This is a genomic window from Neorhizobium phenanthreniclasticum, assembly GCF_040066075.1.
GTDB classification, from domain to species: domain Bacteria; phylum Pseudomonadota; class Alphaproteobacteria; order Rhizobiales; family Rhizobiaceae; genus Neorhizobium; species Neorhizobium petrolearium.
Map to the genome: position 1 here is coordinate 184,333 of NZ_JBEAAL010000007.1, position 20,472 is coordinate 204,804.

23 protein-coding genes are annotated in these 20,472 nt (G+C 60.0%); 14 read left to right on the forward strand and 9 right to left on the reverse strand.

Features of this window, described 5'->3' with window-relative positions; genetic code table 11:
- Nucleotides 1-62: 62 nt before the first annotated feature.
- From ABK249_RS12560 to ABK249_RS12570, 3 genes are all read right to left on the reverse strand, one after another.
- Nucleotides 63-536 (reverse strand): 3-hydroxyacyl-ACP dehydratase FabZ family protein, encoded by a 474-nt coding sequence (locus tag ABK249_RS12560; RefSeq protein WP_037147172.1) that lies wholly within the window; start codon nt 534-536, stop codon nt 63-65.
- Nucleotides 537-554: 18 nt separating this feature from the next.
- Nucleotides 555-839, reverse strand: coding sequence for an acyl carrier protein (locus tag ABK249_RS12565; protein ID WP_003495848.1), 285 nt, complete (start codon nt 837-839; stop codon nt 555-557).
- A 102-nt stretch (nt 840-941) separates the two neighbouring features.
- Nucleotides 942-1,916, reverse strand: coding sequence for a nucleoside hydrolase (locus tag ABK249_RS12570; protein ID WP_348863059.1), 975 nt, complete (start codon nt 1,914-1,916; stop codon nt 942-944).
- A 179-nt stretch (nt 1,917-2,095) separates the two neighbouring features.
- On the opposite strand from ABK249_RS12570, the gene ABK249_RS12575 reads away from it, so the two are divergent.
- The gene (locus tag ABK249_RS12575; RefSeq protein WP_348863060.1) at nt 2,096-2,881 is read left to right on the forward strand and encodes a TSUP family transporter; all 786 of its coding nucleotides are present in this window, start codon (nt 2,096-2,098) and stop codon (nt 2,879-2,881) included.
- On the opposite strand, the gene cobU is transcribed toward ABK249_RS12575, so the two are convergent.
- Nucleotides 2,878-3,399, reverse strand: coding sequence for a bifunctional adenosylcobinamide kinase/adenosylcobinamide-phosphate guanylyltransferase (cobU, locus tag ABK249_RS12580; protein ID WP_037147178.1), 522 nt, complete (start codon nt 3,397-3,399; stop codon nt 2,878-2,880). The genes ABK249_RS12575 and cobU overlap by 4 nt on opposite strands.
- 796 nt (nt 3,400-4,195) lie before the next feature.
- On the opposite strand from cobU, the gene ABK249_RS12585 reads away from it, so the two are divergent.
- The 5 genes from ABK249_RS12585 to ABK249_RS12605 all read left to right on the forward strand — a co-directional run bounded on the left by ABK249_RS12585 (nt 4,196) and on the right by ABK249_RS12605 (nt 8,831).
- A complete protein-coding gene (locus ABK249_RS12585; protein WP_227702937.1) occupies nt 4,196-5,191 on the forward strand; it encodes an ABC transporter substrate-binding protein in 996 nt (331 codons plus the stop codon).
- 210 nt (nt 5,192-5,401) lie between these two features.
- Nucleotides 5,402-6,310 (forward strand): ABC transporter permease, encoded by a 909-nt coding sequence (locus ABK249_RS12590; RefSeq protein WP_227702938.1) that lies wholly within the window; start codon nt 5,402-5,404, stop codon nt 6,308-6,310.
- Nucleotides 6,303-7,397: a quaternary amine ABC transporter ATP-binding protein gene (locus ABK249_RS12595; protein ID WP_348863061.1), complete on the forward strand. Its 1,095-nt coding sequence runs from the start codon at nt 6,303-6,305 to the stop codon at nt 7,395-7,397. Before ABK249_RS12590 ends, ABK249_RS12595 begins: the two co-directional genes overlap by 8 nt.
- A 53-nt stretch (nt 7,398-7,450) precedes the next feature.
- Nucleotides 7,451-8,464: a betaine--homocysteine S-methyltransferase gene (gene bmt / locus ABK249_RS12600; RefSeq protein WP_227702940.1), complete on the forward strand. Its 1,014-nt coding sequence runs from the start codon at nt 7,451-7,453 to the stop codon at nt 8,462-8,464.
- A gap of 16 nt (nt 8,465-8,480) precedes the next feature.
- The gene (locus ABK249_RS12605) at nt 8,481-8,831 is read left to right on the forward strand and encodes a hypothetical protein (protein ID WP_348863062.1); all 351 of its coding nucleotides are present in this window, start codon (nt 8,481-8,483) and stop codon (nt 8,829-8,831) included.
- On the opposite strand, the gene ABK249_RS12610 is transcribed toward ABK249_RS12605, so the two are convergent.
- Together ABK249_RS12610 and ABK249_RS12615 are read right to left on the reverse strand one after the other, a co-directional pair.
- Nucleotides 8,828-9,502 (reverse strand): ferredoxin, encoded by a 675-nt coding sequence (locus tag ABK249_RS12610; RefSeq protein WP_227702942.1) that lies wholly within the window; start codon nt 9,500-9,502, stop codon nt 8,828-8,830. The genes ABK249_RS12605 and ABK249_RS12610 overlap by 4 nt on opposite strands.
- 101 nt (nt 9,503-9,603) lie before the next feature.
- A complete protein-coding gene (locus ABK249_RS12615) occupies nt 9,604-11,178 on the reverse strand; it encodes a trimethylamine methyltransferase family protein (protein ID WP_348863064.1) in 1,575 nt (524 codons plus the stop codon).
- A gap of 257 nt (nt 11,179-11,435) precedes the next feature.
- Here ABK249_RS12615 and ABK249_RS12620 point away from each other — a divergent pair, with 257 nt between their 5' ends.
- Entirely contained in the window at nt 11,436-12,137 is a 702-nt protein-coding gene (locus ABK249_RS12620) for a corrinoid protein (protein ID WP_227702944.1), read from the forward strand.
- Between the two features lie 32 nt (nt 12,138-12,169).
- Here the strand turns inward: ABK249_RS12620 and ABK249_RS12625 are convergent, their stop codons facing one another.
- Nucleotides 12,170-12,283 carry an entericidin domain-containing protein gene (locus ABK249_RS12625; protein ID WP_227705135.1) on the reverse strand — a complete coding sequence of 38 codons (114 nt, stop codon included), beginning with the start codon at nt 12,281-12,283 and terminating at the stop codon, nt 12,170-12,172.
- Nucleotides 12,284-12,348: 65 nt separating this feature from the next.
- Between ABK249_RS12625 and ABK249_RS12630 the strand changes: the two genes are divergently transcribed.
- The 4 genes from ABK249_RS12630 to ABK249_RS12645 all read left to right on the forward strand — a co-directional run bounded on the left by ABK249_RS12630 (nt 12,349) and on the right by ABK249_RS12645 (nt 15,224).
- The gene (locus tag ABK249_RS12630) at nt 12,349-12,984 is read left to right on the forward strand and encodes a DUF1638 domain-containing protein (protein WP_407722075.1); all 636 of its coding nucleotides are present in this window, start codon (nt 12,349-12,351) and stop codon (nt 12,982-12,984) included.
- 56 nt (nt 12,985-13,040) lie between these two features.
- Nucleotides 13,041-13,817 carry a formyl transferase gene (locus ABK249_RS12635; RefSeq protein WP_227702945.1) on the forward strand — a complete coding sequence of 259 codons (777 nt, stop codon included), beginning with the start codon at nt 13,041-13,043 and terminating at the stop codon, nt 13,815-13,817.
- Between the two features lie 90 nt (nt 13,818-13,907).
- On the forward strand, nt 13,908-14,210 hold the full coding sequence (locus tag ABK249_RS12640) for a virulence factor (protein ID WP_227702946.1): 303 nt from the start codon (nt 13,908-13,910) through the stop codon (nt 14,208-14,210).
- Between the two features lie 54 nt (nt 14,211-14,264).
- Nucleotides 14,265-15,224 (forward strand): methyltetrahydrofolate cobalamin methyltransferase, encoded by a 960-nt coding sequence (locus ABK249_RS12645; protein ID WP_227702947.1) that lies wholly within the window; start codon nt 14,265-14,267, stop codon nt 15,222-15,224.
- Between the two features lie 53 nt (nt 15,225-15,277).
- Here the strand turns inward: ABK249_RS12645 and ABK249_RS12650 are convergent, their stop codons facing one another.
- A complete protein-coding gene (locus ABK249_RS12650) occupies nt 15,278-15,754 on the reverse strand; it encodes a hypothetical protein (protein ID WP_227702948.1) in 477 nt (158 codons plus the stop codon).
- A 66-nt stretch (nt 15,755-15,820) separates the two neighbouring features.
- Here ABK249_RS12650 and ABK249_RS12655 point away from each other — a divergent pair, with 66 nt between their 5' ends.
- Complete coding sequence (locus ABK249_RS12655; RefSeq protein WP_348863066.1) at nt 15,821-17,839, forward strand: ASKHA domain-containing protein; 2,019 nt, start codon at nt 15,821-15,823, stop codon at nt 17,837-17,839.
- 42 nt (nt 17,840-17,881) lie between these two features.
- Here the strand turns inward: ABK249_RS12655 and ABK249_RS12660 are convergent, their stop codons facing one another.
- Complete coding sequence (locus tag ABK249_RS12660) at nt 17,882-18,778, reverse strand: LysR family transcriptional regulator (RefSeq protein ID WP_152601054.1); 897 nt, start codon at nt 18,776-18,778, stop codon at nt 17,882-17,884.
- A gap of 211 nt (nt 18,779-18,989) precedes the next feature.
- On the opposite strand from ABK249_RS12660, the gene ABK249_RS12665 reads away from it, so the two are divergent.
- Nucleotides 18,990-19,199: a hypothetical protein gene (locus tag ABK249_RS12665; RefSeq protein ID WP_037147219.1), complete on the forward strand. Its 210-nt coding sequence runs from the start codon at nt 18,990-18,992 to the stop codon at nt 19,197-19,199.
- A gap of 226 nt (nt 19,200-19,425) precedes the next feature.
- Nucleotides 19,426-20,454, forward strand: coding sequence for a GlxA family transcriptional regulator (locus ABK249_RS12670; protein ID WP_210056375.1), 1,029 nt, complete (start codon nt 19,426-19,428; stop codon nt 20,452-20,454).
- The last annotated feature ends 18 nt before the right edge of the window (nt 20,455-20,472 follow it).

A 20,472-nucleotide genomic window follows, 5' to 3' on the forward strand; every position in this document is an offset into this window, starting at 1 on the left:
TCCGGAATTGCGTCAAAATAAAAATTCGGGGCCAGTCGTCGTCCGTGAACGATGAATGGCTCTTATGCCTTTGCGGCGAGCGCGTCCATAAGGCCGACCTCTTCCGCGCGCTTGCGGACAATCGGCGCCAGCGGGATTTCGCTGAAGGGCATGGTGCGCAGCTTGAGCTGCGCGTCGCATACCTTCTTGCCGGCACTCGTAATCTTCGCCTTGGTGACGGCGTAGCCCGAACCCTCATGCTCCAGAAACGCCTCGATGTCGAGGACGGCATCCGGTTCGACGAACGTGCGCATCTTGGCGCCGTCGACCGACATCAGGAAAGGCATGGCGGCAAAATTCGTGGCGGCGAGCACCAGGAAACCCGAGGCCTGCGCCATGGTTTCGATCAGGAGGACGCCCGGAACCAGCGGCATTCCGGGAAAATGGCCCTCGAAGACCGGGCTTTTAGCCGGCACGACCGACCGCGCCTTGAGGAGTTTGGCGCCTAGATCGACCGCTTCGACGCGGTCGATCATCTGGAAGTATTCGAGCAGCATGAGATTGCCGGCGGGCGGTCAGCCCTTTGCCGCCCTCAGCTCGTCGATTTTGGCGCAGAGGTTCTTGAGGACGAAATATTCCTCGGTCGAAACCTTGCCTTCGTTCACTTCCTGCGTCCACTGTTCCAGCGGAATCTTGATGCCGAATTCCTTGTCGATGGCGAAGACGATATCCAGAAAGTCGAGGCTGTCGATGCCCAGGTCATCGATCGTATGGCTTTCCGGCGTGATCGTTTCGCGATCGATTTCGCTGGTCTCAGCGATGATGTCGGCAACTTTGTCGAATGTAGCAGTCACGCCCATGTCCTCTGAAGAATATCAAAATCAACGTCCCACATAGGGAAATCGATCTCAAATGCCAATGGCCTCGTTTTCGAGAGCGTCAATTTGCGCTGGAACTGTTGCCTAAACAGCAATCGAATGGCGACCTTCCACAAGCGCCGCACGGATGACTTCCAGCACCTCTTCAGATCGGACATCCGTGCAGACCCGCTGGCTCGGGTGCCCATCCCAAGGGCTTCCTGTGAATTTGCGGCCATGGTCCGGCGACTGGATCGTCGCGCCGTCGGCAATGCCGCCGCAGACGACGCGCACGGCACCGCTGCGCAAGGTAAAAAGGTCCGGCCGGACCAGGTAAACACAGGCCGTGCTGTCATGCACGGCCATGCCGGCAATGCCGACGCGGCTCTTGTAGAAGTCGATATAATATTGGGACAGGTCCGAGAGGAGCTGTACGGGCTGGTCGCCCGATTTGACCATGACGTCGAGATATTCGGCGGTCATGATCGTCTTCATCGTCACGTCGAGCCCGGCGATGGTCACTTTCCACGGTGCGGTGAAAAGAACGTCGGCCGCTTCCGGATCGCCGTGGATATTCGCCTCGGCAGCAGGCGTCACGTTGCCGATCACATCGAAAGCGCCGCCCATGACGACCACTTCCTTGACGAGGCCTGCTATGCCCGGATCAGCCCTCAGCGCCAACGCGAGGTTTGTCATACGGCCGACGGCAACCAGCGTCACCTCGCCCGGATTGGCCCGCACGGTCTCGATGATGAACTGATAGGCGGGACGCGAATCAAGCGGCCAGTCGATCGTCTGCGGCACGCCGATGTTGCCGAGGCCATCGGCACCGTGCACGACGGATGCCGCTCGATCGTCGCGGCGCGAGGGATCGAGCGTGCTTTCGGCGCCAATCGAGATGGGTGCGGAGATATTCCATTCCCGATGCAGGAACTGCGCATTGCGGGTGGTCAGCTCCAGCGGCACATTGCCGAAGACCGTCGTCACGCCGAGAAGGTCGATCTCGGGATGCCGATGTAGGAAAAGCAGGGCCATGGCGTCATCAACGCCCGGATCCGTATCAAAAATGACCTTATGCATATGCTTCATCCCCATATTCGGCGGCTTTCAAGGCGGCGCACAATAGCGCCAAACATTTGCAGCGCAATCCCTGGCGGCATGGCGACTTCGAGCGAGATTGCCTTGCGTCAATCCACATTCGATGCGAGAAGCGCGCCGCGTCTTAGTTCGCGCATTTCGCCGCTTACCGAGTTTTTCCCTTGAACGACCTTGCCTCGCATCTCGTCCTGATGCTTTTCCTCGCTTCTTTTTTTGCCGGTTTTGTGGATTCGATCGCCGGTGGCGGCGGGCTCATTACCATTCCGGCCATGCTGATCGCCGGCATTCCGCCGCTGGAATCGATCGCAACGAACAAGCTGCAATCGCAATTCGGTTCTGCTTCGGCGACAATCGCCTATGCCCGGCGCGGCCATGTCAACTTAAGAAAACAGCTGCCAATGGCGGCCATGTCGCTTCTCGGCGGAGCCATAGGTGCCTTGCTCGCCTCCATGGTGCCGGCCGAGTGGCTCGCGGCAGCAATACCCTTCCTGCTGATCGCGATCGCCGTCTTTTTCGCAGTCAAACCGAACCTCAACGACAGCGACAGCCACCAACGGGTGACTCCATTTGTTTTCGGCCTGACGGTTGTTCCCCTGGTGGGGCTTTACGACGGTGTGTTCGGTCCGGGTGCGGGCTCCTTCTATATGCTCGGCTTCGTTTTGCTCGCCGGTTTCGGCATGCTGAAGGCGACCGCCCATACCAAGCTCATCAATCTCGGATCGAACTTCGGCTCCTTCCTGATCTTTGCCGCAACGGGTTCGGTGCTCTGGAAGATCGGCCTTCTGATGGGGATCGGCCAGTTCTTCGGTGCTCAGGTCGGCTCGCGGATGGCGATGAGGAGCGGCGCGAAGCTGATCAAGCCGCTGCTGGTTCTTTCTTGCCTTGCCCTGGCGCTCAAACTGCTCGCCGATCCGGCCCACCCGGTGCGGATCTGGGTCGGTTTCTAACCCTTCATCTTCAGCGGCAGACCGGCGGCGATGAAGAAGACCTCATCAGCCGCCGCGGCGATCTTCTGATGCAGGCGCCCGGCATGGTCTCGGAACTCTCTCGCCATTCTGTTCTCCGGCACGATGCCAAGCCCCACCTCGTTGGAAACGAGGATCAGACGGCCAGCAAGGGGAGCGAAGCTTCGGACGAGCATTTCGCCTGCCGCATCGATATCCCGATTTTCCATCATGAGGTTGGTGATCCAGAGCGTGAGACAATCGACAAGCGCTACCCTGCCCGGCGCATCGATTGCTTCGATGCGCGACACGAGATCGACCGGCACTTCATGTGTCACCCATCCGTCGCCCCGATCGGCTCGGTGACGGGCGATCCGCTGCCTCATTTCGTCATCATAGGCGCGGCCGGTCGCAATATAGTGGCGTTCAAAGCCGGTCTCCCGGGCGAGTTTTTCGGAAAAGCCGGATTTGCCCGAGCGGGCACCGCCGAGGACGAACGTGACGTGACCGGAGCGTGTCATAGAAGAAAGGAGCCTGTTCCAGAGGGGACCGGACGATTCGTAGACAAGAGAGGCGTCCGGCCCTGTTGGTGGTGATGACTCTGGATTTGCATTGCCTGGCAATGGTGAAGGCTTTGGAGATAAGTGTCAATCTCCGCTGCCGCAAGGCCCGCTCGGATGCGGCGGCGGTGAATCTGACGACAATCGGAAGATGAAAATGCCCGCAGCCGAAAAGGTCAAGGCGCCGTCGGGAAGCAAGGGCAACCGGTACGCACTACCTGATCCGGTGCCAAAGGCAAGCTAACCGCCCGCATTGAAACCAATAGCGCGACATTCTTACCGGATGGTTATTACGGGCGGTAAGCTGCGTGAATTTCTTATTTTTCGTCTTTTTCGAAAAATTTCGGACTGCTGGAAACGGCGCTAATCGACTACAAAACGTCAAATCTCGGGCGTGACTTTTTCGCGTACCATGTACCATCTGTTCCGCACGCTGGAATTGTCGCTGAGAACGATGGCAAATGATGATTTTTCGACCGGGAATCGAGCTCAGACAAAGGTTTGATATTTGCCCGCGCGGCGCGCACTTGCCCGGGACAGGTTGATTTCTGTTGGGGAAACCGTACCTTGCATTGGGCTGACATATAAATGCGCAGTATCTGTGACAGCATTCCGCAGATGCGAAAAGACGCATCGCCCAGCAACGTTCGCGCGGCAGCATCCACCGGTTGCATGCGCTGCGCCCGCGCTAGCGGATGGCCCTGCTGGACATCCACCGAAGTGAACATTTGGAACGATAAGACTGGGAGGTCTTAAGATGAAAAAACTGCTTGCTTCCACTGTCTTCGCCGCTGGTCTTTATGCCTTTGCCGGCTCGGCGCAGGCCGATTGCGGCTCGATTTCGATTGCGGAGATGAACTGGGCCTCGGCGGGCGTCGCGGCCAATGTCGACAAGATCATTCTCGAAGAAGGGTATGATTGCACTGTCGAACTCGTCTCAGGCGACACGATGCCGACCTTCACCTCCATGAATGAGAAAAGTCAGCCGGATATCGCGCCGGAATTCTGGATCAATTCGGTGCGCACCCTGCTCGACCAGGCCGCTGCCGATGGCCGGCTGATCATCGCCGCGGAAATCCTTGCCGACGGCGCCGTGGAGGGCTGGTGGATTCCGAAATTCCTGGCCGACGCTCACCCGGACATCAAGACGGTTCAACAGGCGCTCGCGCATCCGGACCTGTTCCCGGCCCCCGAAGATCCGTCGAAGGGTGCGGTGACCAACTGCCCCTCGGGATGGAACTGTCAGGTTTCGACCGCCAATCTCTACAAGGCGCTCGCAGCACAGGACAAAGGCTTCGAACTGGTCGATACGGGTTCCGCAGCCGGCCTTGACGGGTCGATCGCCAGCGCTTTCGAAAAGAAGACCGGATGGCTCGGATATTATTGGGCGCCAACGGCCATCCTCGGCAAATACGAAATGGTGAAGCTCTCCTTCGACGTACCGCACGACAAGGCCGAGTGGGACGCCTGCACCGCGGTGCCGGACTGCGCAAACCCCAAGGTCAACTCTTATCCGACCTCGCAAGCCTTCACCGTTGTCACCAAGCAGTTTGCGGAGAAGGCGAGCGTTGCGATGGACTACATCAAGAATCGCAAATGGAGCAACGCGACGGTCAACAGCATTCTCGCGTGGCAGACGGACAACCAGGGCACCAACGAGGACGCTGCCAAGCACTTCCTCGAGACCATGCCGGAGGTTTGGACCAAGTGGGTCTCGCCGGAAGTCGCCGATAAGGTCAAAGCCTCCCTCTGACGGTAGTGGATATGCCGAAGGCGATGCTCCGGGCGTTGCCTTCGGCAACTGCATTTGTCGTGGACGTCGCTCGATGTCGTCTGCGGTGGTGCATGGGAGTGGTCGCCGGGCGATACTCCAGATGCGGAAACCTGCCGGAAATTGCCGCCGCACCCGGAAAGCCATGTCGGGCTGCGAAAGGCAAAATATAGAACAGACAAGGGGAAAAGCATGGCGAGCTGCGATTTCGTGCCGGGCATTCTCTGTAAATTCCCGGCCATCAGTGATCAGTATATCCGTGATGCACGCAAGATAATCGACGACGGCTTCAAGGGCCTCGTAAGGGAATATGGTCACGTCATAGACGCCGTGACTGCGCCTCTGCAATGGTTCCTGAACTATCTGGAGCGGCTCTTCACCAATTCGCCCTGGATCGTCGTGCTGATGATCATGCTGGCGATCGTCTATCTCGGTAGTCGCAGCCTCCGCATCACCATCGGTACCGCGATCGGCATGCTGCTGATCGGCATGTCCGGACTGTGGGGCGATACGATGGTGACGCTCGCGATCGTCACGGTGGCCACCCTGATTGCTATCGTCATCGGTCTGCCGATCGGCATCCTGATGGCCCGCTCCGATCGGATCCAGGGCGTTATCAATCCAATCCTGGACGTGATGCAGACTATGCCGAGTTTCGTATATCTGATTCCCGTGGTTGTGATTTTCGGAATCGGCAAGGTGCCGGGGCTGATCGCGGTGGTGATCTATGCCGTACCGCCGATGATCCGGCTGACCAATCTCGGTATTCGCCTGGTCGACAAGGAAGTGCTGGAGGCGGCCGATGCCTTCGGCTCCTCGCCTGGCCAAAAGCTCTGGAACGTGCAGATGCCGCTCGCACTCCCCACCATAATGGCCGGCATCAACCAGACGATCATGATGTCGCTCGCCATGGTCGTCGTTGCCTCCATGGTCGGCGTCGGCGGGCTTGGCAGAAATACCCTGCAGGCCATCAACAACCAGTTCTTCACCTTCGGGTTCCTGAACGGTTTCGCGCTGGTGGCGATCGCGATCATCTTCGACCGGACCAGCCAGGCCTTCGGCAAGCGACTACAAAAGCATTCGGAGGTGGTTCATGGCTAGTCATGGCATCGAGATCAGAGGCCTCTACAAGATATTCGGGCCTTTCGGCCGCGACTATATAGAGGCCGTCAAGGCCGGCATGACCAAGGCCGAGCTCAACGAGAAGCACGGCCATGTGCTGGGTTTGAAGGACATCGGCATCTCCATGCCGGCAGGCGGCATCACCGTGGTGATGGGGCTTTCCGGCTCCGGCAAGTCGACCCTGATCCGCCATATCAACCGGCTGATCGAGCCGACCACGGGCGAGGTCGTCTATGACGGCATCGATATCTGCCGGATGAACGAAAAGGACCTGCGCGAATTCCGCCGCCACAAGACGGCGATGGTCTTCCAGAAATTCGCGCTCCTGCCACATCGGACAGTCATCGAAAACACCGTCTACGGGCTCGATATCCAGGGCATTCCACGCTCCGAAAGCCTCAAGCGCGGCCAGCACTGGATCGAACGCGTCGGGCTTGCCGGTTTTGAAAAGCACTATCCGAACCAGCTTTCCGGCGGCATGCAGCAGCGCGTCGGCCTGGCTCGAGCGCTCACCAACGATGCCGATATCCTGTTGATGGACGAGGCCTATTCGGCTCTCGATCCGTTGATCCGCGTCGATATGCAGACCGTGCTGCTCGACATCCAGGCGGAGCTCAGGAAAACCGTCGTCTTCATCACTCATGATCTCGACGAGGCGCTCAGGCTTGGCGACAAGATCGCCATCCTGCGCGACGGGCAGGTAATACAACAGGGGACCGGCCAGGAGATCGTGCTGTCACCGGCCGATGATTACATCACCGCCTTCGTCAAGGAAGTGAACCGCGGCCGCGTCATCCGGGCTCGCACGGTCATGCGGCCGCTCGACGATACGCCGGATGGCCTGCGACTCGCAGCCGACGCGACGCTTGAAGCCGCCGCCAGGCAAATGACCGAGGCGGGCCAGTCACGCGCGATCGTGGTGGACGGGAGCGGAACGCCAAGCGGCATGCTGGACCTTCAGACCATCATTGCCGCCATGGTCATGCCGGCCAGCCACGAGACGGAAAAAGGGAGCGACGGAATAAGAGACACCAACGTCGCGAAGAGGCAGATGGCCGCGACTTGAACGCATATAAAGAAATCTTTATATGATCGATTTCTGCTGCAAGGAGAGCCTGGATGCCGACTGCCAACGCGCTGACCGAACTTCTCAATGAAAAAGGCGTGCTGTTGGCCGATGGCGCGACCGGTACCAATCTCTTCGCCATGGGGCTCGAAGCGGGCGAGGCGCCGGAACTCTGGAATGAAACGGCGCCGGAGAAGATCGAAAAACTTCATCAGGATTTCGTCGACGCAGGCGCCGACATCATCCTTACCAACTCCTTCGGTGGCACCCGACACAGGCTGAAGCTGCATAAGGCCGATGACCGGGTCTATGACCTCAACAAACGAGCTGCGGAAATCGCGCGCTCGGTTGCCGAAAAGGCAGGCCGCAAGGTGATCGTCGCCGGCTCGGTCGGCCCGACCGGCGAACTCCTGATACCACTCGGCGCGCTTTCCTATGAAGACGCCGTATCTGCCTTCGCAGAGCAGATCGAAGGCCTGAAGGCTGGTGGTGCCGAAATCGCCTGGATCGAGACCATGTCCTCGCCGGAGGAAATCCGTGCCGCGGCAGAGGCCGCCGCGAAGGTCGGCCTGCCCTATACCTATACGGGATCTTTCGATACGGCGGGCAAGACCATGATGGGCCTCGACCCCAAGGATATACACGGCGTCGCAAGGAGCGTCGGCGAAGGCCCGGTCGCCGTCGGTGCCAATTGCGGAGTCGGCGCTTCGGATATCCTTTCGAGCCTGCTCGACATCACTGCAGCCGACCCGGAAGCCATCACTATCGTCAAGGGCAATTGCGGCATTCCGGAATATCGCGGTGCGGAGATATTCTATTCCGGCACGCCGCCGCTGATGGCCGAATACGCGAGACTCGCCCGCGATGCAGGCGCAAGGATCATCGGCGGATGCTGCGGCACGTCCTGTGAACATCTGGCGGCCATGCGCAAGGCCCTTGATGACTATACGCCACATCCACGGCCGACAATCGAGGAAATCGTCGACAAGATCGGTCCGCTGCGCAATAAGACCGCCAGTGAATCGGGCGGCGATTCCGGCCGGGAAAGACGTCGCCGCCGCGGCTAGCGCCGAGGAGGACCAGATGGCAAGCATATCCCCGATCGGCAGCCGGGAGACGGTGGCGGAAAGCCTTGCAGGGTTTTCGCCGGAGAGCCAGTCGTGGCTCACGCTGCTGATGGACAACCCGACCTCCGACGACCTGCTGCTCGATGGCCTGCATCTCTATCTCGATCAGGCATCGGAAGCGCGGTTTCTCAACTCGCTGAAGCTGCAAAAATGCGGCGAATGGATCGGCAACACGGCCCCTGCCCGTCTGCAGATGCGGTTGATGGAGTCCGCCAAGTCGAGCCAGCACCCGGCCTACGCCGCCTTCCGCGAAGGACTGACCCGTTCCGGCGGATTGGAACGGGCTTACCCCAAGGCAGAAATCTAGATCAGCGCCTCCATGTGGAAGCGGAGCTGTTCGGGCGGATAGCGGAATTGCGCGCCGAGCGGACAGGCGTTGCGCGCAAGACAGCCGTAAGTCATGCAGGTTTTCTTACCCCTCTCGCTGGCGAGATAGGAGCGACAGGCCGCGATATCGAAGCCGGACAGGCTGATCGCCGCGACCGGACAGGCTGTAAGGCAAGGCTTGTCCAGGCAGGTATCGCAAGGAGGGCCGGGCTTGGTGATGTTGGTTTCAATCTTGAACGGAAAACCGAGTGCGCCGCGATAGCCGTGCCACAGCCCGTATTGCGGATGGATCAGGATACCGAGCGGCGAAGGCTTCAGCCCTTCCGCCTTCATTGCCCATTGCTGAAACGGTTGCCAAGGCCGATCGGAGGGGAAATAAGCGGTTGCTCCGAGTTCTTCTGCCAATGGCCGGATCCGTTGTTTCGACCACGTATCGAGGGGATCGGGGCCATCATAACTCCGACGCCATCTGGCAAAGGCCGGCCACATCGACCCGCCCAGATTGCCGAGCAGCACGACCGATCGCGCCCTCGATCCTTCCGCCAGCAACGGCCCCTCGTCCGGTCCGAAACTAGCGATGCCGCGGACGAAGATACCATGCGGCTCAAGCGCTTCTGAAATCCGGTCGAGAACCGCCGGGAGGCCGCTCATTGCGGCCCCTGATGCTTATAGTGCGGGCGCCAGACTCCTTCCTGGATGAAGTCGGCAACCAGCTTGGCGCCGCCTTGCTCCCTGGCGGCCTCGGGCTCTCTTCAAGTAAAGGCGTCAGGCATCGAATCCTTGCGATCCTTGATGAAGGCAAGCAGGGCTTCGTCGATGGCGGGATCGAGCGGCGGCGCCTCGTAGGAATCGAGCCATGCACGGCAGAGCGCATTGGCGCGTTGCTCGATCCGCTTCTCTCCCTCGATCTCCCACTGCTCGAACGAGTTGTTGTCAGCAAGCGCCGAACGGTAGAAGGCTGACTGGAAATGCGCCTGGGTATGCGTGCAGCCGAGATAATGGCTGCCCGGTCCGACTTCGCGGATTGCCGAAAGCGCCTGACCTTCTTCCGAAAGATCGATGCCTTGCGCCATCTTCTGCATCATGCCGAGCTGGTCCTGGTCGATCATGAATTTCTCATAGGAACTGACGAGGCCGCCCTCCAGCCAGCCCGCCGCGTGCAGGACAAAGTTCGTGCCGGCAAGCAGCGTCGTGTTGAGCGTATTGGAGGATTCGTGCGCGGCTTGCGCATCCGGCACCTTCGAGCCGCAGAGCGAACCGCCAGTGCGGAACGGCAGGCCGAGGCGGCGGGCGAGCTGGGCCGCGCCATAGGAAACGAGCGACGGCTCCGGGGTGCCGAAGGTCGGCGCGCCCGATTGCATGGAGATCGATGCCGCAAACGTGCCGAAAAGGACCGGCGAGCCCTTTCGGATAAGCTGCGAGAAAGACGCTCCCGCCAGCACTTCGGCGAGGATCTGCGTCAGCGTGCCTGCGACCGTGACCGGGCTCATGGCGCCCGACAGGATGAAGGGTGAAACGACGGAGGCCTGGTTGTGCCGCGCATAGACTTTCAGCGCGCCGAGCATGGTGCCGTCGAAGACCATCGGCGAATTGGCATTGATGAGGTTCAGCGTCACGCAATTGTTTTCGACGAATTCGTCGCCGAAGACGATCTTCGCCATGGCGACCGTATCCTCGGCACGTTCCGGGGCGGTGACCGAACCCATGAAGGGTTTGTCGGAATATCTGATATGGCTGTAGACCATGTCGAGATGGCGCTTGTTGACCGGAATATCGACCGGTTCGCAGACCGTCCCGCCCGAGGAATGCATGGACGGCGCCATATAGGACAGTTTCACGAAATTGCGGAAATCCTCGATCGTCGCATAACGGCGCTTGCCATCGAGGTCGCGCACGAAGGGCGGACCATAGACGGGTGCGAAGACGGTGGCATCGCCGCCGATTTGCACGCTACGTGCCGGATTGCGCGCGTGCCAGGTGAACTCTTTCGGCGCGGTCTTCAGCAGTTCGCGGCAGAGCCCTTTCGGGAAATGCACCCGATGGCCCTGGACGTCGGCGCCGGCTTGTCTCCAGAGGTCGAGCGCTTCGTCGTCGTCGCGGAACTCGATGCCGATCTCTTCGAGGATCGTGTCGGCATTACGCTCGATGAGCTGCAGACCCTCTTCGTCGAGCACGTTATAGACGCCGATCCTGCGGGTGATGTAGGGCAAGGACGGCCCCGGACCGCCGCCCGCGCGTGCCGCCCGGCGGCCCGCCGCGCCCCGTTCGCCGCGGCCGCGTCGTCCCGCGCCGCCCGCCGGTTCCGTTTGCTGGTTCAGATCGTCCATGATGTTCCTCGCCTTCGCGCCGCTCTTTGCGCATTCCTTCTGATGCGCCATGCTAGGCCTATGTGCAAGCTGAGCCCTGCCTTTCTGCGTCACGGGTTTGTGCAGGACAGACATTTCTTGACGTTCGTCATCCGTCGTTTTTCCGACGCACGGCTGTCGCATACGAAAGAAATTGCGAAACGATTTGAAGGTACAGATATTCGAAGACGGTGAGCGTCTGATTTGCCCGGCCCCGCGAACGTGAAGGGAAGAATCCCATGTCCGATGACGAAATCATCCTTTCGGAACTTTCCGACGAGGAACTCGTGCAGCAGATGCACGACGACCTTTATGATGGCCTCAAGGAGGAGATCGAGGAGGCTACGAATATCCTGCTGGGGCGCGGCTGGACGCCTTACGATGTCCTGACCAAGGCGCTGGTCGAGGGCATGCGCATCGTCGGTATCGATTTCCGCGACGGCATCCTCTTCGTGCCGGAAGTGCTGTTATCGGCCAATGCGATGAAGGCCGGCATGTCGATCCTGCGTCCGCTGCTCGCTGAGACCGGCGCACCGAAGCTTGGCAAGATGGTCATCGGCACAGTCAAGGGCGATATCCACGATATCGGCAAGAACCTGGTCGGCATGATGATGGAAGGTGCCGGTTTCGACGTCATCGACCTCGGCATCAACAACCCGGTCGAGAATTATCTGGATGCGATCGAGCGGGAAAAGCCCGACATCATCGGCATGTCGGCGCTTTTGACCACGACCATGCCCTATATGAAGGTCGTTATCGACACGATGAAGGAAAAGGGGATCCGCGACGATTATATCGTGCTGGTGGGTGGCGCGCCGCTTAACGAGGAGTTCGGCAAGGCGGTGGGGGCTGACGCCTATTGCCGCGATGCCGCAGTCACCGTCGAGACGGCGAAGGAGTTCATCCGCCGCAGGCATAACAGCCTCGCCGCCGGCGTCTGAGACTGGCCAGCGGCGAAGGCGGTTCAGTCTAATCAGCGAGCGGCGCGTTCGACGCTGCGGCCGGCATCCTGGGTGGCGTTGACGGCATTCGCCGTGTCCTGCCCCACGCCGCGGATGGTATTGCCGCAGGAGGAAAGCGAAACCATCGTCGCGAAAAGCGCGGCGATCACCGTGACTGTCCTGGCCGTCATGATAGAATACTCCGATGGAAATGGATCGAATTGTTCCGGAAAGAGAATTTCCGGCGAAGGAACGCTCAAACCGCGAAAAGGTTCACGTGATCGCCTGCGGGGCCATCGCGCGGGAGATTCTCGCGGTCTGCGAACAGAGTGGACTCGACCATATCGATCTCAACTGCCTGCCGGCAATCTGGCACGCCTATCCCCAGAAAATCGTGCCGGGACTCGAAAAGGCGGTCGCAGAGGCGCGTCAGAACGGGTTCGAGAGGATTTTCTTCGCCTATGCGGATTGCGGCACTGGCGGCGCGATCGACCGGCTGTGCGAACGCGAGGGCATCGCGCGGATCGAAGGACCGCATTGCTACTCATTCTTCGCCGGCAACGAGGCCTTTGCGGCCAAGGCCGATGACGATCTGCTCTCTTTCTTCCTGACGGATTTCCTCGCTCGCCAGTTCGAAGCCTTCGTCGTCCAGCCACTTGGCCTCGACAGACACCCTGAACTGAAGGACATGTATTTCGGCAATTACCGCAAGCTCGTCTATCTCTCCCAGCAGGAAGATGAGACATTGCAGGAGAAAGCGCGTGCGGCGGCTGATTATCTCGGCCTCTCCTACGAATACCGCTTCACCGGCTACGGCGACCTCACGCAAGCGTTACGCTCGGCTTAACGGTTTCTTTCGGCTTCACGAGAAGAGTGCGACTCTGCGCTTGAGCGGAGTTGCATATGCAGGAACGGACTTCTTCTCGGATCGTGGTGATGACCGCCGGCGGGACCAATCCGCAGGTGATGATCAATGCGCTCGCCCGGCATTTTCCCGATTTGCATGTGATCGAGGAACAACCTGAAACGAAGGGCGCGCTGTTAAGACGCCGTGCCAGGCGCTTCGGCTGGGCGACCGCGATCGGTCAGCTCCTCACCATGGTTGCCTCCAGACTCGGCAAGAACGTTGCTGCAAGACGATCGGCAGAGATCATCCGCGATTACGGCCTGTCCGCCGAGCCAAATCCCGCCATTCCGGTGACCTGTGTGCCGTCACTGAATGATCCTGCCTGTCTGGCCATGGTGACAAAGCTGCAGCCGGCTGCGATCTTCACCATCTCCTGCCGTATCCTGTCGCCGCAGACACTCGCCGCTATCCCCTGCCCGGTCGTCAATTTTCATGCCGGAATCAATCCCATGTATCGCGGCCAGATGGGCGGATACTGGTCGCTGGTCGAAGGTGACGAGAAGAACTTCGGCACGACCGTGCATCTGGTGGACAAGGGCATCGACACCGGCGGCACGCTGTACGAGAAGCGGCTGACGCCCTCCCGTGCCGACAGCCTCGCCACCTACCCGCTGCTGATGACGGCGGCTTGCGTCGACATCAGCGTTCGCGCTCTACAGGATGCGATCGGCGGTACGTTGAAGCCCTATCGGCCGCAAGGGCCCTCCGTCGTGCGCTTTCCGCCGACGATCTGGACATGGGTCTATCACGGTTTCACCAAGGGTATCTGGTAGCCGCGTCGCTTTTTGCTCTATGCGACGTCGTGGCAAGCGCAGTCCCCCGCGCCCTGCCCGTGCATGCTTGGTTTCAACATGGAGGAAATCATGGCCGACCGAATCATCGTTTACTGGCGGGACATTCCGGCACAGGTGATCGTCAAAAAGGGCCGCCAGACCGCCAAGCGCGAACTGTCGCTTCGCTTCACCGAGGCGATCGACATGTGTGCCATGCGGACTGGAGCTTCGGAGACGGATGATTACCTTGCGGAATGGCGAAAGGCGGATCCTGTCGTCGTTTCCGATGATCTGGAAGCCGAAGCCGATAAGGCTGCGGCCGAGCTTGAAGCGGCCTATGACAAGGAACGGCTCGCGACACTGGTGAAGGCAGGCGGACGCGAAACGATCTGACGTAGCAGGAAGAGCACTCATTTCGGCATCCAGCAGGAATGCCCGGAGGAATTAATGACCCGCACCATTGTTGCATCCGCAACCCGGGAAGTCGTGATCGGCTTCGACCAGCCCTTCTGCGTGATCGGCGAACGCATCAATCCGACCGGCCGCAAGAAGCTCGCGGCGGAAATGGTGGAAGGCAATTTCGACACCGTCATCAAGGATGCGCTGGAACAGGTTGCGGCAGGCGCCACCATGCTCGACGTCAATGCCGGCGTGACCGCCGTCAACCCGAACGAAACCGAGCCGCCGCTCCTCGTCCGGACCTTGGAAATCGTACAGGGCCTCGTCGACGTGCCGCTGTCGATCGACAGTTCCGTAACGGCCGCAATCGAGGCGGCGCTGAAGGTCGCCAAGGGGCGGCCGCTGGTCAACTCCGTGACGGGCGAAGAGGAAAAGCTCGAGGCCATCCTGCCGCTCTGCAGGAAATATGACGTGCCGGTCGTGGCGATCTCCAACGACGAGACCGGCATTTCCATGGATCCCGACGTGCGCTTCGCGGTCGCGAAGAAGATCGTCGAACGCGCCGCCGACCACGGCATCAAGGCCCATGACATCGTCGTCGATCCGCTGGTCATGCCGATCGGCGCACTGGGCTCGGCAGGCCTGCAGGTCTTTGCGCTGCTCAGGCGCCTGCGCGAGGAGCTGAAGGTCAACACGACCTGCGGGCTCTCCAACATCTCCTTCGGCCTGCCGCATCGCCACGGTATCAATGCCGGCTTCATCCCGATGGTGATCGGCGCGGGCATGACGTCGGCGATCATGAACCCCTGCCGTCCACAGGAAATGGAAGCCGTCCGCGCCGCCAACGTCCTGAACGGCACCGACCAGAATTGCGGCAACTGGATCATGACCTATCGCGACTACAAGCCGGCGGAAGGCGGAGCCGCTACGGCTGCGCCTGCCGCCGCATCTGCCGGTCGCCGCGGAGGCCGTGCCGCCCGGGCTGGCGCTGGTGCAAGAATGGAGTAAAGCAGCCCGAAAGCAGATCAGAGAGTTGAGGGATGCGCAACCACGGGCCACCGTTATTGCTTCGGGACGCCATTTGGGAAAAGCGTCCGCACATCGGGCGAACGATAAGTCTTGGAGCCGCAATCTTCAGCAAAGGCTAGATATTCCTTGAAAAACTTAGTGCGCAGCAGCAAAAACTCACGCGTGTTTTTCATCAGGTTGCTGTTTTCGGCAGCCGACTTTTCGATTTCATCGAGCTGCCTGTCCAGATCGCCTTTCGGCGCATTTTTAAGACGCCTTTGTTTGTTGACAACACCGTATGACTCCTCGACAGCCAAGGTCGAATGTTTCAGGCCTAGTTGGAGGCGTTGCCTTTCGACCGAGACATATGTGTTGAAGCAGGCTAGCAGCTCCTCGAGAGTAAGAACCGGCGACATACCGTCGGCGAACTCGGAGGGCACACCAAATGGAAGCAGATCTTTCGAAATGGAAAACCGATCTGAATTCATTTCAGTGGAAAGCAGGGCCAGAAGGAAAAGCGAACCAAGCAAAGTTTCACTCCAAAAACGCCAGAATATTGATTACCGGCGCAAAACGTTAGTGCACATGAGGGCCACATGAAAGATCCCCTCGTCCTCTTTATGCCGTCCGGCAAGCGCGGTCGGTTTCCGGTCGGCACGCCGGTGCTCGAAGCCGCGCGCCAGCTCGGCGTCTACGTGGAGAGCGTCTGCGGCAGCCGGGCGACCTGCGGCCGCTGCCAGATCTCCGTGCAGGAGGGACATTTCGCCAAGCACGGCATCACCTCCTCTCACGACCATCTTTCCCGGATCGGGCCGAAAGAGGAGCGTTACGATCGCGTGCGCAGCCTGCCTGAAGGGCGCCGCCTCTCCTGCTCTGCACTGATTCTCGGCGACCTCGTCATCGACGTGCCGCAGGACACGGTGATCAATGCGCAGGTCGTGCGCAAGGCGGCCGACGAGCGCGTGTTCGACCGCAACGCGGCGCTTCGCATGTGTTACGTGGAAGTCGAAGAGCCGGATATGGAAAAGCCGCTCGGCGATCTCGACCGGCTAAAGGCCGCACTTGCCGCAGATTGGCATTTCGATGATCTCGATGTCGATTTCCATCTGATCCCGAAGGTTCAATCCATTCTGCGCAAGGGCGAATGGAAGGTGACAGCCGCGATCCACAAGGATCGCGAGGACGAGCGGCCTCGCCTCGTCGCGCTCTATCCGGGTCTTAAAAACGAGGCCTATGGGATTGCCTGCGACATCGGCTCGACGACGATCGCGATGCATCTCTCCTCGCTGCTTTCAGGCCGCACGGTGGCGTCCGCCGGCACGTCGAACCCGCAGATCCGCTTCGGCGAAGACCTGATGAGCCGAGTCTCCTACGTGATGATGAACCCGGACGGCCGCGAGGCAATGACGCTTGCCGTGCGCGAAGCTTTGAACGGGCTGATCGACAAGGTGTGCGCGGAAGGCGGCGTATCACGCGGCGATATCCTCGACAGCGTCTTCGTCGGCAATCCGATCATGCACCATCTCTTTCTGGGCATCGATCCGACCGAGCTCGGCGGAGCACCGTTTGCGCTGGCGGTCTCCGGAGCGGTGCGGGTGAAATCGTCGCAAATCGGCCTGCCGATGAACGAGGGAACGCGCACCTATGTCCTGCCCTGCATCGCAGGCCATGTCGGTGCCGACGCCGCGGGGGCAACGCTGTCGGAAGGCCCGCACCGGCAGGACGAGATGATGCTCCTGGTCGATATCGGCACGAATGCCGAAATCGTGCTCGGCAATTCAAGTCGCGTGGTCGCGGCCTCATCGCCAACCGGGCCGGCCTTCGAAGGTGCGGAAATCTCCTCCGGCCAGCGGGCGGCACCCGGTGCCATCGAGCGCGTCCGTATCGATCCTCTGACGCTGGAACCACGTTTCCGGGTGATCGGCGTCGAGCAATGGTCCGACGAGCCGGGTTTTGCCGAAGCAGCGGCCGCGACCGGCGTCACCGGCATCTGCGGCTCAGGCATCATCGAGGTCATCGCCGAGATGTATCTCGCCGGCATCATTTCGGAGGACGGCGTTGTGGACGGGGCGCTTGCGGAGCGGTCGCCGCGAATCTTGCAGAACGGCCGCACCTTCTCCTATCTGCTGCATGACGGAGAGCAGCGCCTCACCGTGACGCAGAATGACGTGCGCGCCATCCAACTTGCCAAGGCGGCACTCTACGCCGGTGTGAAACTGCTGATGGACAAGCAGGGCGTGACCCAAGTCGATCGGATCGGACTTGCGGGCGCTTTCGGCACTTTCATCGACCCGAAATACGCCATGGTGCTGGGTCTGATCCCGGACTGCGACCTGTCCAGGGTCAAGGCGGTCGGCAATGCCGCAGGCACGGGTGCGCGCATGTGCCTGCTCAATCGCGAGTATCGTCGTGAAATCGAGGAGACGGTGAGGAAAATCGACAAGATAGAAACCGCTCTTGAACCAAGATTTCAGGAGCATTTCGTCGCCGCCATGGCCTTGCCGAACAAGATCGATGCCTTTCCGCATCTTGCAGCGGTCGTAACACTGCCGGAGCGCAAAGTTTTGGCAGATGCCGTCGACGGCGGCCGCAGGCGTCGTCGCGGCCGCGAGTGACAAGCGCGATCCGGCGAGACCGGACAACAGCCGAGCAATAGATCAAGCTGCCGCAGCGATAAGGCTGCCAAAGGCCTCGCGGACGCTTTCCGCAACTGCCTTGGCGGGATGCGAGAGCTGCGGCGCGGTCAGCAGCCGGATGTCGAAGCTGAACAACTCCGGCAAGCCTTCCTTCGGGCCGAGAACCTGCATGTCATCCGTCACATAGGACAACGGGAACGGCGCGATCGCCAGATCGGAAACGACCGCCGCCCTTTGCGCCATCGTATGTGCACTGGCATAGGCGATACGATAAGGCCGCTTGTGCTTTTCGAGCTGCGAGACGGCATCCTGGCGCCAGACGCAGCCATCCTCCCAGACGGAGATCGGCAGAGGATCGCGCAGATAGGCAGTACCGCACTTGGCACCGGCCCAGACCAGTTTTTCGGTATGGATCACCTCGCCACTCGTGGGAAACGGCCGCGTGGCGCAATTGATCAGCGTCAGGTCGAGGCGCTGTTCCTCCATGCGCTTCCTGAGCTGTATGCTCATGTCGACCGTGACGTCCACCATGATGCCGGGAAAAGCCTCCCCGAAATTCTTGAGGACCTTCGGCAGGATACGCTCGGCTATATCATCCGGCGCGCCGAGCCGCACGACGCCTGAAAGCTCGGGCATGACGAAACGCGATACCGCTTCATTGGAGAGTGCCAGCATGCGCCGCGCGTAGGAGAGCAGCATTTCGCCGTGCTGGGTGAGCGTTACGGAGCGGGCATCACGCAGGAAGAGCGTCGTCTTAAGTTGCTCTTCGAGCTTCTTGATCTGCATCGATACCGCTGACGGTGTGCGCAATACGGCCTCCGCAGCGGTGGAGAAATTTCCTGTCTCTGCAATCGCCACAAAGGTTCGCAGCACATCGTTGTCGAGCAACGGGAGCGGCGGACGGAAAGGTACGGTCATGGCGGCCTCCATCAAAAAATCTGAACTTAAGAACGATATCATTTCGTTTGATTGAATGTCAAATGGCCGACATACTGCAAATTATCGGAAGCAAGCGTCCATACAGAACAGAATTTCATGGGACGCATCACTTGCATCTGATTGATTGATGGATTGACAGCGCTCATTCTCCCAGTCTGCGCCGTCCATGAAATACCCAAGGAGAACTGCCATGACCATGATTACCTATCAGGAGAGCGATCGCTCCCGGTTTCGGCCGTCATCATTCGCCTCGTTTCTACGCCCGGCTCTCTTTCTCATCCTGAAAGTCCGCAACGAACGCCGCCGCCGCCAGACGGAAAAGGTGCTTGAGGGCCTGCCCGCGGAGATCCGCAAGGATATCGGATGGCCGACGACCAATGCAGCAACCGATCGTAAATAACCTCCCGACGCACGGCCCGTACCGTTGATATGGCACGGGTCGTGCATTTCGGAGTGCCGTTCCAGAAGCCAATTCGGAAAGAGATCACGCCTGCGACCCGTCCGTGTCGCAAAAATATCATCGGCCTGTCGTCAAAAGCCCTTCTCCGCCTTATTTTTCCGTGTCAATGTCGCTTTTAAAGTATAAGCGGGCCGCAAAGTACGGCCATTGACAGGGGAATGAGAGCATGGATCTGACGAGCAAAAGCCCGATGAAGAAGCGTTCCCTCGTCTTCTTTCTCGTACCGCACTTCACGATGCTGCCGTTTTCGGCGGCCGTAGAAACTCTTCGTATTGCCAATCGCATGCTTGGTTATTCCGCCTATACTTGGCGGCTCTGTTCGGTCGATGGTGAAAAAGTCTATTCATCGAGCGGCATCGGCCTCGAAGTGAATTCGTCGCTCACCGACGAACGGCGCTACCTTTCCGGCGAAAACCGTCCGAACATGGTTATCGTCTGTTCCGGTATTTATGTCGAAGAATTCCGCAACAAGTCGGTGAACGCCTGGCTCCGGGAAACTTACAACCGCGGCATTGCGGTCGGCAGCCTCTGCACCGGCGCTCACGTGCTTGCACAGGCCGGCCTCCTGAACGGCAAGCGGTGCGCCATTCATTGGGAAAATCTCCCCGGTTTTGCCGAGGCCTTCCCGCAGGCCGAGGTCTATGCAGACCTGTACGAGGTCGATTCGAATCTCTATACCTGCGCCGGCGGCACGGCATCGCTCGACATGATGCTGAACCTGATCGGCCAGGATTTCGGCGAGAACCTCGTCAACCGGGTCTGCGAGCAGCAATTGACTGATCGGGTGCGCAATCCGCATGACCGCCAACGGCTTCCCCTGCGTGCCCGACTGGGCGTGCAGAATGCCAAAGTGCTGTCGATCATCGAACTGATGGAGAACAATCTCTCCGAGCCGTTGTCGCTGGTGGAGATCGCCGACGATGCGGGCCTCTCCCGTCGCCAGATCGAACGCCTCTTCCGCCAGGAGATGGGCCGGTCTCCGGCGCGCTACTATCTCGAAATTCGGCTCGATCGCGCCCGGCACCTGCTGGTTCAATCCTCGATGCCGGTCGTGGAAGTGGCGGTCGCCTGCGGTTTCGTCTCCGCTTCGCATTTCTCGAAATGCTATCGCGAGGTCTATAATCGCTCGCCGCAACAGGAGCGTGCCGAACGCAAGCTCAATACGAATACGTCACGCACCGGCGTCGTGGTCTGAGCAATCGGGATCGGCCGG

Coding starts and splice junctions, on each gene's coding strand:
- ABK249_RS12560 (WP_037147172.1), bottom strand. CDS start 536: ATGCTGCTCGAATACTTCCAGATGATCGACCGCGTCGAAGCGGTCGAT.
- ABK249_RS12565 (WP_003495848.1), bottom strand. CDS start 839: ATGGGCGTGACTGCTACATTCGACAAAGTTGCCGACATCATCGCTGAG.
- ABK249_RS12570 (WP_348863059.1), bottom strand. CDS start 1,916: ATGCATAAGGTCATTTTTGATACGGATCCGGGCGTTGATGACGCCATG.
- cobU (WP_037147178.1), bottom strand. CDS start 3,399: ATGACACGCTCCGGTCACGTCACGTTCGTCCTCGGCGGTGCCCGCTCG.
- ABK249_RS12585 (WP_227702937.1), top strand. CDS start 4,196: ATGAAAAAACTGCTTGCTTCCACTGTCTTCGCCGCTGGTCTTTATGCC.
- ABK249_RS12590 (WP_227702938.1), top strand. CDS start 5,402: ATGGCGAGCTGCGATTTCGTGCCGGGCATTCTCTGTAAATTCCCGGCC.
- ABK249_RS12595 (WP_348863061.1), top strand. CDS start 6,303: ATGGCTAGTCATGGCATCGAGATCAGAGGCCTCTACAAGATATTCGGG.
- bmt (WP_227702940.1), top strand. CDS start 7,451: ATGCCGACTGCCAACGCGCTGACCGAACTTCTCAATGAAAAAGGCGTG.
- ABK249_RS12605 (WP_348863062.1), top strand. CDS start 8,481: ATGGCAAGCATATCCCCGATCGGCAGCCGGGAGACGGTGGCGGAAAGC.
- ABK249_RS12610 (WP_227702942.1), bottom strand. CDS start 9,502: ATGAGCGGCCTCCCGGCGGTTCTCGACCGGATTTCAGAAGCGCTTGAG.
- ABK249_RS12615 (WP_348863064.1), bottom strand. CDS start 11,178: ATGGACGATCTGAACCAGCAAACGGAACCGGCGGGCGGCGCGGGACGA.
- ABK249_RS12620 (WP_227702944.1), top strand. CDS start 11,436: ATGTCCGATGACGAAATCATCCTTTCGGAACTTTCCGACGAGGAACTC.
- ABK249_RS12625 (WP_227705135.1), bottom strand. CDS start 12,283: ATGGTTTCGCTTTCCTCCTGCGGCAATACCATCCGCGGCGTGGGGCAG.
- ABK249_RS12630 (WP_407722075.1), top strand. CDS start 12,349: ATGGATCGAATTGTTCCGGAAAGAGAATTTCCGGCGAAGGAACGCTCA.
- ABK249_RS12635 (WP_227702945.1), top strand. CDS start 13,041: ATGCAGGAACGGACTTCTTCTCGGATCGTGGTGATGACCGCCGGCGGG.
- ABK249_RS12640 (WP_227702946.1), top strand. CDS start 13,908: ATGGCCGACCGAATCATCGTTTACTGGCGGGACATTCCGGCACAGGTG.
- ABK249_RS12645 (WP_227702947.1), top strand. CDS start 14,265: ATGACCCGCACCATTGTTGCATCCGCAACCCGGGAAGTCGTGATCGGC.
- ABK249_RS12655 (WP_348863066.1), top strand. CDS start 15,821: ATGAAAGATCCCCTCGTCCTCTTTATGCCGTCCGGCAAGCGCGGTCGG.
- ABK249_RS12660 (WP_152601054.1), bottom strand. CDS start 18,778: ATGACCGTACCTTTCCGTCCGCCGCTCCCGTTGCTCGACAACGATGTG.
- ABK249_RS12665 (WP_037147219.1), top strand. CDS start 18,990: ATGACCATGATTACCTATCAGGAGAGCGATCGCTCCCGGTTTCGGCCG.
- ABK249_RS12670 (WP_210056375.1), top strand. CDS start 19,426: ATGGATCTGACGAGCAAAAGCCCGATGAAGAAGCGTTCCCTCGTCTTC.